Below are 12,837 nucleotides of genomic sequence, written 5' to 3' on the forward strand. Positions count from 1 at the left end.
TTGGTAAAAGCCAATCAGATCGTCAAAGAGGCGATGGACAAGAAAGGCTCGACCTTTGTCGAGGCGTGCAAAGCGGCGGGGTTACATTGATGGCGCGTCAACGGGCCTGATTGCCCCACAAAGTACCCGGTGGGAGCGGGCTTGCCCCGCGATGCGATGTGACTGAAACACCGCAATCGCGGGGCAAGCCCGCTCCCACAGTAAGCTCCCACCATAGAGGCTGCTTTCAAAGCACCAGGTCAAGGCAGTTGGTGCTTCTTGCGCAGGGGCACCAGCAGTTCGCCCAGGCCGTTGTGGTCGATCTCGTGCATCAACGCCAGCAAGCCACCCAGCTCACCTTTGGGAAAACCCTGGCGAGCGAACCACGCCAGGTAGTGGCCGGGCAGGTCGGCGATCAGTCTCCCCTGGTACTTGCCGAAGGGCATTTGGCGGGTGACCAGCAGTTCAAGTGTCTCGGGATTCATGCCGTGCAATTCTGAAAGTAATACGTCGAACATACATGCAATCTGCATGAAGGCCAAAGGACAGTTCATGCACAATGCGTGGCCGTTGAGAGTTCAATTAATCGTAAACGATTGATAAATAAGAAAATATTCTAGTGTTACGGGCTGGCACGAACACTGCTGCGTACCTTTGCATCCTTCACTCATGCAAAGGAGTCATGTCATGACCAGTCCCAACAAAGAAGTTGTTTCGGTACTCAATGAACTGATCGAATTCAGCAAGGATGGCGAGAAAGGCTTCAATACCTCTGCCGAGGATGTGAAGAACCCCGAGCTGAAAACCTACTTCCTGCAGCGTGCCAGTGAGTGTGGCACCGCAGCGTCCGAGCTGCAGCATCATGTGCGTGCGCTGGGCGGTGATCCGGAGACGTCCACCAGTGTCAGCGGCGACTTGCATCGTAAATGGGTAAGCCTCAAATCGATGCTCACCGGCAAGGATGAGGAGGCCGTGCTCAATGAGGTGGAACGCGGCGAGGACCACGCCTTGAAAGCCTACAAGGACGCCCTGGAAAAACTGGCCAAACTGCCGATGGCCGCCAGAAGCGAGGTCATTCCGTTGGTTGAGCGTCAGTACCATGGTGTGCAACGCAACCATGACCAGGTCAAGGCGCTGCGCAACGCTGCCCGCGCCCGTTCCTAGTCTGCGGTTTCCACGCGATTGCGGCCATTGCGCTTGGCACTGTAGAGCGCATCGTCAGCACTGCCCAGCAAGGTCGCCAGATCGTGCTGGGCGTCTGGCGTGTAGCAGCCGATACCGATACTCACCGTCACCGGTGCCGTGTCATCAGCGAACAGCGGCAGCGCTTCGACGCTGCGGCGGATGCGTTCGGCCAGCACCTGGGCGCCATGACGCTCGGTCTCGGGCAATACCACCAGAAACTCTTCGCCACCGTAGCGCGCCGCCAGATCTGCCGGGCGGCGAATGCTGCGGGCAATGGCCGCCGCGACCTTGCGCAAGGCTTCGTCACCGCCCTGGTGACCGTGACGCTCGTTGAAGGCTTTGAAGTGATCGACATCCACCATCATCACCGCCAGCGCACGATGGTTGCGTTGCGCCCGTGACCATTCGCGGCGCAGCACCTGATCGAGCTGACGGCGGTTGGCAAGGCCCGTGAGGCTGTCGGTGGCGGCCAGTTCCGCCAGGTCCTGTTCGGCACAGTGCCGGCGGCGTAGCTCGCGGCCCAGCAGCAGCGTCAGCCAGAGGATGCCGATGCACAGTACGCCGGTGGCGCAGCTGACCAGCAAGGCCGTGCGCCGCCAGGACTCGAACACCTCGTCGCTTGAGCGCGCCACAACGACGATCAGCGGCAGGTCGGCGACCCGCGCGAAGGTGTACAGCCTGGCTTTGCCGGTGCGCCCGGAGTAGCTGGCGAAACTGCCGCTGCCGTCGGCCATCAGGCGTTTGAAGTTGGGGCGGTCGGCGAAGTTGGCGCCAATCATCGCGTCTTCGGCAATGTTCGATTGCCGGGCGAGCAGAACGCCGTCGGTGTTCATCAGGTTGATGCTGCTGTCACTGCCGATGTCCAGGCGTTTGAACAGATCGGTGAAGTACGACAGGCGCAGGGCACCGGCGGCCACCCCGGCGAACTCGCCGTTGGCGTCGGATATGCGCCGGCTGAAACTGATGCACCAGTCCAGATCGCCCAGGCGCGCTTTGAACGGCGGGCTGATGACCATGCCCAGGTCGGCATGCTGGCGATGGGCCTGGAATATTTTGCTGTCGGCGAAATTGGCCTGGCGCGGCGGAACGCTGGTGGAGTCGGCCAGGACATTGCCTTGGGCATCGAGCCAGAGCATGTCGCCGCGTACCGGCATGGCGAACGCCTGATTGAACAGGATCTTTTGCCGCAGGGCCGGTGACAGGGATTTCAGATCGGGCTGTTGTGCGGCCCAGATCAAGCCGCGCAGGGACAGGTCGTAGAGTTCGACGTTGCGCTGGATGTCGCTGTCGATCAGCTGGACGATATTGCTCGCCGCACGGCTGGCGCTCTGCTCGACGTTAATGCGCTCGCGCAGCACCAGGTAGCTGACGATGGCCACAATGGCGAGCACCGCAAGGCAACTGCCCAGGTTCAGGATCAGCTCCGGATGAGACTTGTACAGGGCGGATCGCTGGGATCGGGAGGGCAAAGTCATGGTCGCTGTAGCCGAAGACCGTCAGAAGAGTCGCGGCGTGGTTACGCGACGGCGCGGTATTCTAGGGGCCACAGGATTGTCGAACAAGAACTTTGGCAGCGAGCCGACGGAAAGAGCTGGCCAGCGCGCCAGCTCTCTTTCACGCAGGGGTCAGAAGATGTTCAGCGGGTAGTCGATGATCACCCGGTACTCGTCGACGTCGTTGTCGATCTGCGAGTAGCCCTGGCTGCCACGGTGGCTGGCCCAGCGCAGCAGGACCGAGAGGTCTTTGAGGGTGCCTTGCTGGAACACGTACTGCAGGTCGACATCGCGCTCCCAGTGCCGGGCGTTGTCGCCTTCCGGGTTGTACCAGTGATCACCGTAGCCGACGCTGTTGGGGTCGACCTTGGTCAGGTCCAGTTCACCGCGTGAGTAGGAAACGATCGAGGTCAGACCGGGAATGCCCTGGCCGGTGAAGTCGTAGGCGTATTTGAGCTTCCACGAGCGCTCGTTCGGGCCGTTGAAGTCCGAATAGATCTGCGAGTTGTCGAGGAAAATGCTGTCGCCCTGGTTGATGTAGTCGAACGGGGTGTTGCCATTGACCCGCTGGTACACCGCAGTGAGGCTGTTGTAGCCGACATTCACGGTGAAGTGCAGGCTGTAGGTGTTGTTGTCGATGTTGCCGAGCAGCGCCTGGCCGGTGTCCTGGGTGTGGTAGTAGTGCAGGCCCGGGTTGAGGCTGACCAGGTCGTTGACCTTGTAGGTGTAGTCGAGGTCGAAGTAGTACTGGTTCCAGATGTCCTTGAGCTCGGCGGCGTACAGGCTCGAGGTCAGGTTCGGCACGCCGCTCCAGGCCATGCCGGCCCAGTTCAGGTGACGGCTCTCGCGATCGTCCGGCAAGGCACCGTAGAAGGTGTCGATACGGCGGTGGCCACTCTGGTTGTAGGGCTTGGTGAAGCTGGCCTGGCCGGCTTCGAGCATCAGGCCTTCGAAGCTGTTGTTGGTCAGGCTGACGCCGCGGAAGGTCTGCGGCAGCATGCGCGACTCACCACCGGCGATCACCGGGTTGGTGAGGAACAGGTCGCCCGCCTTGAGTTCGGTGTCGAAGGCCTTGAGTTTGACCGCCGCGCCGGCGGTCGAGAACGAGTCGTGGGCCTTGCCCGGCTCGCCCTCAGCGCCCTGGGTGTTGATCGGCAGGATGCTGGTGGCGGAGGTGCCGGCGCCGCCATCGAGTTTCAGGCCGAGCATGCCATGCACATCCAGGCCGAAACCGACGGTGCCCGGGGTGTAGCCCGATTCGAACTTACCGAGAAAACCCTGTCCCCATTCCCGATTGTCATGCACACCGCGATCGAGCTGATTGCGGTTGAGGTAGTAGTTGCGCGCATGCACGTTGAGGCTGGAGCCTTCGATAAAGCCTTCGGCCTGTTCCTCGTTGGCCTGGGCGTTGAAGGGGATCGTTGCAGCCAGTGCAACGAACAGGGGCGTGAAGCGTAAAGCAGTGTTCACCGGGGTGGACTCCTTGAGGTGAAAGTAAGGCAATTTCCAGGGTGCGAAAGATGATCTTTTTATGAGCAAACGAGCCAGTGGATTGGCACTTTTCGACACACGAAAAAAAAGCCGCTGATCATCAGCGGCTTTGAAAGACAACCGCACAGGCGCTCAAGTCACCTGTGCGATTACCCAAGGAGTCGAAGGGAGAAGCGGTGTGTCGATCAGCTCTCGGCTGCGTCACTCGAAACAACCTTGGAAACGGTCTGTTCTGCGGGCTTTGAGCCTTGCTCGGACTGGACGGCGAAGGCTTCGCGAGCCTGTTCGTGGACTGCGCCCAGTTCGGCATTGCGGGCGACGAACGCCTGGGATTCCTCGGCCATGGCCAGGGGGGACAATAACAGGGAAGACAGGACGAATACGCTGGCAACACCCATACTGTTGGACATTTTGAAACAGCCTTCTTGCGGTGCAAGTGTTAAGTAGGTCCGACTAAATTAGTCGGAATCACCGGCAAGAAACAGTGACTTTTTCGAGAAGTACTATTGCGTCCAGGGTAATAGTCGTGATTTATCGCGGGGCAAGCCCGCTCCCACCGGCCCATCACTGTGGGAGCGGGCTTGCCCCGCGATGGGTTTCAGGCCGGCAACAAAATCCCGAAGGTATTGGCCCCCGCCTGGCTGCGCACAAACACGCTGCCACCGTGCATCAGGGCAATGGCCTTGACGATGGCCAGCCCCAGGCCATGGTTGCCACCGCCACGGGTACGCGCAGCATCGACCCGGTAAAAGCGCTCGAACAGCATCGGCAGATGTTCCTGATCAATCGCCGGCCCCGGATTGCTCACCGCGATGCTGATCTGCCCATCAACCTGTTCGATACGCACCTGGATGACCTGCTGTGGCGCCGTGTGCTGCACGGCGTTGTTCAGCAGGTTGATCAGGGCCCGGCGCAACTGGGCCTTTTCGATATGCGCCTGGGCATCGCCGCTGACTTCCACGCGCACCTGGGCGTCCTCGAGGATGTAGTCGAGGTAGTCGAGGGTCGCTGCCACTTCTTCGGCCAGCGAGCTGCAGGTCAATGCCGTGGCCTTGCTGCCCTGATCGGCGCTGGCCAGGAACAGCATGTCGTTGATGATGGTGCGCAGGCGCTCGAGTTCTTCCAGGTTCGATTGCAACACCTCGAAGTAATGCTCGGCACTGCGCCCCCGCGTCAGCGCCACCTGGGTCTGGCCGATCAGGTTGGTCAGCGGTGAGCGCAGTTCATGGGCCACGTCGGCATTGAAGGCTTCAAGGCGGGTGTAGGCCTGGTCGACGCGCTCCAGGGTGGAGTTGAAGGCGCTGGCGAACTGCGCCACTTCCGGGGGCAGGTCGGACAGCTGCAAACGACCGCTTAAGCGTGGTGGCGCAAGTTTCTGCGCTTCGGCCGAGAGCTTACCCAGCGGTTTGAGCCCGACCCGAGCCACCCAGTAACCGAGCAACGAGGCAAGCAATACCCCGAACACCGACAGGCTGATAATCGCCACCAGCAAGGTGTGTTGGGTCTGCCAGAAGGTTTCGGTGTCGATGGCGATCAGAAAGCGCAACGCTGGGCGCGCGCCCATGGCCGGCAATTCACTGACCAGCACTTTGTACGGGTAGGGACTGTCGGCCAGGCGCAGGTCGCGCATGCCCGGCGCCCCCTGGGCGAAGGCGCGGATACCGGCATCGGGATGGCCGTACTCGAACGTGCGGTTGCCACTGACCACCCAGAAGCGGATACGGCGGTCTTCTTCGCTGAGCAGGTTGAGTTTGTTGGTGATCTTCGCCCAGTGTTCGGTGGTGTCGTATCGGGTCAGCGACGACTCCAGCACACTGAAGCGCGCTTCCAGTTCTGCCGCTGGCAGCAGGTCCAGGCTGCGGTCCACCTGCTTGTACAGGGCGCTGCCGATCAGCAGGAACACTACCAGTGCGACCAGGGTAAACAGTGCGCTCAGGCGCAGGGCAATGGAATTAGCCGGCACGGTTTTCCAGAACATAGCCCATGCCTCGGATGGTGTGCAGCAGCTTGGTTTCGAAGGGGCCGTCGAGCTTGGCGCGCAGGCGCTTGATCGCCACTTCGACGACGTTGGCGTCGCTGTCGAAATTGATGTCCCAGACCAGTTCGGCGATGGCGGTTTTCGACAGAATTTCGCCCTGGCGCCGGGCCAGCACACTGAGCAGCGAGAACTCCTTGGCGGTCAGGTCCAGGCGTTGCCCGGCGCGGCTGGCCTTGCGGCTGATCAGGTCGACCCACAGGTCGGCAACCTGGATCTGTACCGGTTCATGGCTGCTGCTGCGCCGGGTCAGGGCCTGCAGGCGGGCGACCAGTTCGAGGAACGAGAACGGCTTGCCGAGGTAATCGTCGGCGCCTTCGCGCAGGCCATGAATACGGTCCTCGACCCGCTCGCGGGCGGTGAGCATGATCACTGGTGTCTGCTTGCGTGCGCGCAGGGCACGCAGCACGCCATAACCGTCCAGGCCGGGGAGCATGACGTCGAGGACGATCACCGCGTAGTCGCCTTCCAGGGCCAGGTGCAAGCCGTCGATGCCGTCGCGGGCCAGGTCGACGGTGAAGCCTTGCTCGGTCAGGCCGCGGTGCAGGTAGTCGGCGGTCTTTTCTTCATCTTCGATAATCAGCACACGCATGATCGGTTCTCAACTGGCATTGGGCTGCGCCGCGCTTTGCGGCGCCTGACGCCGATGGAACAAGCGTTCCAGGGCCAAGTATATGATTGGCGTGGTGAACAGTGTCAGCGCCTGGCTGACCAGCAGCCCGCCGACCACGGCAATCCCCAGAGGCTGGCGTAGTTCGGCGCCGGCGCCCATGCCGAACATCAGCGGCACGGCACCGAGCAGGGCAGCGAGGGTGGTCATCATGATCGGCCGAAAGCGCGTCAGGCAGGCCTGGTGGATCGCCTGTTCGGGGCTCAGGCCCAGGTTGCGCTGGGCATCCAGGGCAAAGTCGATGAGCAGGATGCCGTTTTTCTTGACGATACCGATCAGCAGCACGATGCCGATCAGGCCCATGATGCTGAAGTCCTGCCCCGACAGCCACAGCAGCGCCAGCGCGCCAAGCCCGGCGGAGGGCAGGGTGGAAATGATGGTCAACGGATGGACGAAGCTCTCGTAGAGCACCCCGAGGATGATGTACACCGCCACCAGTGCGGCGAGGATCAGCCACGGCTGGCTCGACAGCGAACTCTGGAACGCCTGTGCGGCACCCTGGAAGTTGCCGATGATCGAGTCGGGCATGCCCAGTTCACGCTGGGTGCGTTCGAGGATCTGCACCGCATCGCCCAAGGCCACGCCGGAGGCCAGGTTGAACGACAGGTTGGCCGCCGGGAACAGGCCGTCATGGCTGATCGATAACGGCCCGGTGCTCGGCGGCGCGACCTTGGCCAGCACCGACAGCGGCACCATTTCGCCGCTCAGCGGCGAGCGCAGGTAGAAGTAGTTCAGGCTTTCGGCCTTGCCGCGCTGGCGGGCGTCGAGTTCGAGGATCACCTTGTACTGGTTGGTTTCGGTCTGGAACTCGCTGATCTGGCGCTGGCCGAAGGCGTCATACAGCGCCTGGTCGATGTCGGTGGTGGTCAGGCCGAAGCGCGCCGCGGCGCGGCGGTCGATGTCGATGCGGGTGACGCTGGCGCCCAGTTGCAGGTCGTTGGACAGGTCACGAAAGGCCGGGTTGGCCTTCAAGCGTTCGGTCAGGCGCTGGGTCCACAGGTTCAGCGCCGCGCCATCGTTGCTCTTGAGCACGTACTGGTACTGGCTGCGGGTGGGGCCGGAACTGAGGTTGATGTCCTGGCCGGCGCGCAGGTAGAGGACCACGCCGGGCACCTTGGCTAGTTTCGGCCGCAGGCGGTCGATGAACTCGCTGGCTGACACGTCGCGATCGCCGCGGTCCTTGAGGGCGATCCAGAAGCGGCCGTTGGCGATGGTCTGGTTGCTGCCGGTAACCCCGACCGCATGCGAGAACGCGCGTACCGCCGGGTCGGCTTCGATGACCTTGGCCAGGGCCTGGTGCTTTTTGATCATGTCCGGGTAGGAGATATCCGCAGCGCCCTCGGAGGTGCCGAGGATGAAACCGGTGTCCTGCACCGGGAAGAAGCCCTTGGGAATGGCGACATAGCCAGCCACCGCCAGCGCCAGGGTGACGCCGAAGATCCCCATCATCAGCCGCTGATGTGCCAGGGCCTTGACCAGCACGCGCTCGTACCAGGCCAGCAGGCGCTCACCGAAGGTGACTTGGTGCTGGTTCTTGTGCTCGGGGCGTTCCATGAACAGGGCGCATAAGGTCGGTGCCAGGGTCAGCGAGACCACCACCGAGATGAGGATGGTCGAGGTCGCGGTGAGGGCGAATTCCTTGAATAAACGGCCAACCACACCGCCCATGAACAGTAACGGAATAAACGCCGCCACCAGCGAAAAACTGATCGAGACCACGGTAAAGCCAATCTCTCCGGCGCCCTTGATCGCCGCCTCGCGCTTGTTGTCGCCGGCTTCCAGGTGACGGTGGATGTTCTCCACCACCACGATCGCGTCATCAACCACAAAGCCTACGGCGATGACGATGGCCACCAGGGTCAGGTTGTTCAGGCTGAAGCCGAACAGGTACATCAGGGCAAAGCTGGCGGTCAGCGACACGCCGAGTACGCTGGAAACAATCAAGGTCGCCGACCATTGGCGCAGGAACAGCGCCATCACCCCGATCACCAGGATAACGGCGATCATCAGGGTGATCTCCACTTCGTGCAGGGAGGCGCGGATGGTCTGCGTGCGGTCGTTGAGCACCGAGACCTGGACCGACGCCGGGAGCATCTGTTCGAGCCGGGGCAAAGCCTCCATGACCCCGTCGACGGTCTCGACGATGTTCGCTCCGGGCTGGCGGAACACCACCAGATTCAGGCCCTGCTGCTCGCCGGACCAGGCTTTGACGTAGGCATTTTCGGCGCCATTGATGACCTTGGCGACATCCTTCAGGTGTACTGGCGCGCCGTCGCGGTAGGAGACGATCAGCTGGGCGTATTCCTCGGGGTGGAACAGCTGGTCGTTGGTGGCCAGGGTCGAGACGCTGCTGTCGCCATACAGCGCGCCTTTGGCCAGGTTCAGGCTGGTCTGCTGGATGACCTGGCGCAGGTCGGCGAGGGTCAGCCCCAGGGCGGCGAGTTTCTCCGGCTGGGCCTGTACGCGGATGGCCGGGCGCAACTGGCCGGTGATGTTGATCAGGCCGACGCCCTCGATTTGGCTCAGTTGCCTGGCCAGTAAGGTCTCGGCGTAGTCGCTCAATTCGTTGGCCGGCATCTGCGCCGAACTGACGGTGAGGATCAGCACCGGGCTGTCCGCCGGGTTGACCTTGCGCCAGGTCGGCGGGCTGGGCATGTCCTGGGGCAGGCGCGCGGTGGCGGTGTTGATCGCTGCCTGGACTTCCTGGGCGGCGGTGTCGATGCTTTTTTCCAGGCTGAACTGCAGGATCAGGTTGGTCGAACCCAGGGCGCTGCTGGAGGTCATCTGGGTCATGCCGGGGATGGCACTGAACTGTACTTCCAGCGGTGTAGCCACCGACGAGGCCATGGTCTCGGGGCTGGCGCCGGGTAACTGGGCGGTGACCTGGATGGTCGGGAAATCGGCCTCGGGCAAGGGCGCGACCGGCAGGCGGGGAAAGGCAATAATACCGAGCAACAGCAGCGCGAAGGTCAGCAGCAGGGTGGCGATCGGACGGTCGATACACCAGCGCGATAGCGCACCGCGGGCGTTCATGGCTGCACCTGGCCGGCGGCGACGTCTTCAGGGGCGGCCGTTTCAGCGGCCACTTCGACGGTGGCCCCGGGCTTGAGCCGGGACTGACCGTCGGAGACCAGTTTATCGTCTCTGCCGACCCCGGCGATGATGTTCAGGGCGCTGTCCTGATACAGCACCTTGACCGGCACACTCTCGACCTTGTCGCCGGCCAGGCGGTAAACGTAGTGCCCGTCAATGCCGCGCTGCACCACTTGGGGAGGGACCACCAGGGCGTTCTGATCCAGTGCGGTCTGCAGCTTCAGGGTCACCAGCTGGCCAGGCCAGAGACGCGCGTCGGGGTTGGCGAACTCGGCCTTGACCCGGATGGTCCCGGTGTTGGCGGCCACCTGATTGTCGATCAGGGTCAGATGACCTTCGGCGAGCAAGGTGCCGCTGCTGTCGCCATCGCCCTCCAGGTAGGCCTGGACCACCGCCGGAGGCTGCGCTTTGAGCAGCCCCTGCAAGGTCGGCAACATGTGTTGCGGCAAGGAAAACTCGACCCCGATCGGGTCGATCTGGGTGACGCTGAACAGCCCCTGGGTATCGGCCACGCGCAGGAAGTTGCCTTCATCGACGTTGCGGATACCGACCCTGCCGGTCACTGGCGAGAGGATCTGGGTATAGGACAACTGCACCTGGGCGGCGGCAATCGCGGCCTGATTGCCCAGCACCGTGGCTTGCAACTGATTGAACAGCGCTTGCTGCTGGTCCAGGGTCTGGCGCGACACGCCATTGTCGGTACTGAGCAGCTTGTAACGCTTGAGGTCGACACCGGCGACTTGCAACTGCGCCTGACTCTGCCCCAGCTGCGCCTTGGCCTGCTCGAGGCTGGCGCGGATGGCGCGGTCGTCGATGGTCGCCAGCAGGTCACCTTGCTTGACCCATTGCCCTTCCTTGACCAGCAGGCGGGTCAGCACGCCTTCGACCTGCGGGCGGATGACCACGCTGTGCAGCGACAGCACCGAGCCGATACCGCTGACAAAGCGCGGCACATCCTGTTGTTTGACGCTGACTACCCGAACCGGAATGGCGGCGACCCGTGCCGGTTTTTCCTCACCTGAGCGGCCGAAAAACCACAAGGCAGCAGCGGCCAAGGCCAACACAACGGCGCAGATCACAACAGGGCGGGACTGGATACGCATAGGTGAAGTCTCAGGGCTATGCCCGGTTTATAGCGGTTCGATCAGGTCAGCAGCGTGACGGCCAACTGACAGCGCTGACAGCTTGTGGGGAGGGTAATGGCCAATTGCCAATTATTGTGAGCTGGATCAATAAATCGGGCCAATTTGTCACTAGAGTCGTACGCCCTGCCGATTCTCCCAAATAACAACGAGTGCCTCCGATGAAGAGCAATATGCCTGTGACCGGTCGCAATGTGGATTATCCCGGTGACGCCAATATCCTTTCCACCACTGATCTCTCCAGTGTCATCACCTACGCCAATGACGATTTCGTCAAGATCAGCGGCTTCAGTCGTGAAGAACTGATGGGCAGCGCACACCATATCGTGCGTCATCCGGATATGCCGTCACAGGCATTCGAGCAGATGTGGCAGACGCTCAAGCGCGGCCAGTCGTGGATGGGGCTGGTGAAAAACCGTTGCAAGAATGGCGATCACTACTGGGTCAGCGCCTTCGTGTCGCCCATCGCCAGCAAGGGCCATACCGTGGAGTATCAATCGGTACGGACCAAGCCCAGCGCCGAGCAGATCGAGGCTGCCGAGCGCTGTTATGCACAGCTGCGCAGCGGGCGCCAGGCCTGGTGGCAGCGCTTACCGGTGCTCGGGCTGGGCTGGCGACTGTGGGCGGCGGTGACCCTGGGTTGTGTGCTGGCCTCGGTGCTTAGCCGGCAGCTGTTGCCGGTGTTGCCCTGGCAAGGCTTCTTCGAGGTGCTGTTGGCAAGTGGCCTGAGTGCTTTGGCGATTGTCGCCTTGCTCAAGCCGTTTCAACGTTTGTGCAGCGAAGCGCAGGCCATCGCCGACAACCCGTTGAGCCAGCAGCTGTACACCGGCCGACGCGATGGCATCGGCCAGATCGATTTCGCCCTGCGCATGCTCAAGGGGCAACTGGGGGCGGTGGTCGGGCGCATCGGCGACACTTCCCGGCGCCTGGCCGGACACAGCGGCTCGCTGGCGCAATCACTGCAAAGCAGCCACAGCAACAGCCTCGAGCAGCAGGGTGAGGCCGACCAGATCGCCACTGCGATCAACCAGATGGCCGCCAGCGTCGCCCAGGTCGCCAGCAATGCCCAGCAAGCGTCCCAGGCCGCCGATCAGGCCGAAGGGGAAACCCGGGCCGGGCATGAGTTGGTCGACCTCAACCGCAGCGCGATCCAGGACCTGGCCAGCGCCCTGGATGCCGCCACCGAGGTTATCCACAACCTGCAGCAGCACAGCAGCGAGATTACCGGGGTGGTGGAGGTGATTCGCGGGATTGCCGAGCAGACCAACCTGCTGGCGCTCAATGCCGCCATCGAGGCCGCACGCGCGGGTGATCAGGGGCGCGGTTTTGCCGTGGTCGCCGATGAAGTGCGCAGCCTGGCGCAGCGTACGGCGCAATCCACCCACGAGATTCAACGCATGATCAGCGTGTTGCAGGTGGGGGTAAGTAATGCCGTACAGGTGATGCAGCAGAGCAGCGAACATGCTGGGCACAGTGTCGATCAGGCCCGACGCGCGGCCAGTGCGCTGGACGGCATCAGCCTGCGGGTCCGGCAGATCAGCGAGATGAGTGTGCAGATCGCGGCGGCGGTGGAACAGCAGAGCCAGGTCAGTGAGAGCATCAACTGCAACATCATCAGTATCCGCCAGGCCAGCGAGTCAACGGTGCAGGTCGGTCAGCAGAGCCACCTCAGCGCCAGCGACGTGGCTGCGCTTGCCGAAGATTTGCGGCGGCTGGCCGCCGAGTTCTGGCGGCGCTGCCACTGAGGCT

At 62.6% G+C, this 12,837-nt stretch carries 9 protein-coding genes and 2 pseudogenes; 3 read left to right on the top strand and 8 right to left on the bottom strand.

The window, feature by feature from the left end; genetic code table 11:
- Positions 1 to 239: 239 nt before the first annotated feature.
- Positions 240 to 464 (bottom strand): DUF3820 family protein, encoded by a 225-nt coding sequence (locus tag NPS47_RS15960; RefSeq protein WP_274295815.1) that lies wholly within the window; start codon positions 462 to 464, stop codon positions 240 to 242.
- Positions 465 to 666: 202 nt separating this feature from the next.
- Here NPS47_RS15960 and NPS47_RS15965 point away from each other — a divergent pair, with 202 nt between their 5' ends.
- Positions 667 to 1,143: a PA2169 family four-helix-bundle protein gene (locus NPS47_RS15965; protein ID WP_274295816.1), complete on the top strand. Its 477-nt coding sequence runs from the start codon at positions 667 to 669 to the stop codon at positions 1,141 to 1,143.
- On the opposite strand, the gene NPS47_RS15970 is transcribed toward NPS47_RS15965, so the two are convergent.
- The 7 genes from NPS47_RS15970 to NPS47_RS16000 all read right to left on the bottom strand — a co-directional run bounded on the left by NPS47_RS15970 (position 1,140) and on the right by NPS47_RS16000 (position 11,049).
- Positions 1,140 to 2,633, bottom strand: coding sequence for a sensor domain-containing diguanylate cyclase (locus tag NPS47_RS15970; protein WP_274295902.1), 1,494 nt, complete (start codon positions 2,631 to 2,633; stop codon positions 1,140 to 1,142). The two genes, NPS47_RS15965 and NPS47_RS15970, sit on opposite strands and share 4 nt — an antisense overlap.
- A gap of 156 nt (positions 2,634 to 2,789) precedes the next feature.
- On the bottom strand, positions 2,790 to 4,127 hold the full coding sequence (locus tag NPS47_RS15975) for an OprD family porin (protein ID WP_274295817.1): 1,338 nt from the start codon (positions 4,125 to 4,127) through the stop codon (positions 2,790 to 2,792).
- A 206-nt stretch (positions 4,128 to 4,333) separates the two neighbouring features.
- On the bottom strand, positions 4,334 to 4,558 hold the full coding sequence (locus tag NPS47_RS15980; RefSeq protein ID WP_274295818.1) for a hypothetical protein: 225 nt from the start codon (positions 4,556 to 4,558) through the stop codon (positions 4,334 to 4,336).
- Positions 4,559 to 4,746: 188 nt separating this feature from the next.
- Positions 4,747 to 6,126, bottom strand: a complete 1,380-nt coding sequence (locus tag NPS47_RS15985) for a heavy metal sensor histidine kinase (RefSeq protein WP_274295819.1) — start codon at positions 6,124 to 6,126, stop codon at positions 4,747 to 4,749.
- Entirely contained in the window at positions 6,101 to 6,775 is a 675-nt protein-coding gene (locus NPS47_RS15990) for a heavy metal response regulator transcription factor (protein ID WP_274295820.1), read from the bottom strand. The genes NPS47_RS15985 and NPS47_RS15990 overlap by 26 nt, the downstream gene beginning before the upstream one ends.
- A 9-nt stretch (positions 6,776 to 6,784) precedes the next feature.
- Positions 6,785 to 9,886 (bottom strand): multidrug efflux RND transporter permease subunit, encoded by a 3,102-nt coding sequence (locus NPS47_RS15995; protein ID WP_274295821.1) that lies wholly within the window; start codon positions 9,884 to 9,886, stop codon positions 6,785 to 6,787.
- Complete coding sequence (locus NPS47_RS16000) at positions 9,883 to 11,049, bottom strand: efflux RND transporter periplasmic adaptor subunit (protein WP_274295822.1); 1,167 nt, start codon at positions 11,047 to 11,049, stop codon at positions 9,883 to 9,885. Before NPS47_RS16000 ends, NPS47_RS15995 begins: the two co-directional genes overlap by 4 nt.
- A gap of 212 nt (positions 11,050 to 11,261) precedes the next feature.
- Here NPS47_RS16000 and NPS47_RS25765 point away from each other — a divergent pair.
- Together NPS47_RS25765 and NPS47_RS25770 are read left to right on the top strand one after the other, a co-directional pair.
- A pseudogene (locus tag NPS47_RS25765) lies at positions 11,262 to 11,531 on the top strand (PAS domain-containing protein); the annotation flags it as partial.
- A 306-nt stretch (positions 11,532 to 11,837) separates the two neighbouring features.
- Positions 11,838 to 12,833 (top strand): annotated as a pseudogene (locus NPS47_RS25770) (methyl-accepting chemotaxis protein); the annotation flags it as partial.
- Positions 12,834 to 12,837 lie beyond the last annotated feature (4 nt).

The sequence above is a fragment of the Pseudomonas putida genome (assembly GCF_028682475.1).
GTDB lineage: Bacteria > Pseudomonadota > Gammaproteobacteria > Pseudomonadales > Pseudomonadaceae > Aquipseudomonas > Aquipseudomonas putida_AG.

Coding starts and splice junctions, on each gene's coding strand:
- NPS47_RS15995 (WP_274295821.1), bottom strand. CDS start 9,886: ATGAACGCCCGCGGTGCGCTATCGCGCTGGTGTATCGACCGTCCGATC.
- NPS47_RS15990 (WP_274295820.1), bottom strand. CDS start 6,775: ATGCGTGTGCTGATTATCGAAGATGAAGAAAAGACCGCCGACTACCTG.
- NPS47_RS15960 (WP_274295815.1), bottom strand. CDS start 464: ATGAATCCCGAGACACTTGAACTGCTGGTCACCCGCCAAATGCCCTTC.
- NPS47_RS15980 (WP_274295818.1), bottom strand. CDS start 4,558: ATGTCCAACAGTATGGGTGTTGCCAGCGTATTCGTCCTGTCTTCCCTG.
- NPS47_RS16000 (WP_274295822.1), bottom strand. CDS start 11,049: ATGCGTATCCAGTCCCGCCCTGTTGTGATCTGCGCCGTTGTGTTGGCC.
- NPS47_RS15985 (WP_274295819.1), bottom strand. CDS start 6,126: ATGTTCTGGAAAACCGTGCCGGCTAATTCCATTGCCCTGCGCCTGAGC.
- NPS47_RS15965 (WP_274295816.1), top strand. CDS start 667: ATGACCAGTCCCAACAAAGAAGTTGTTTCGGTACTCAATGAACTGATC.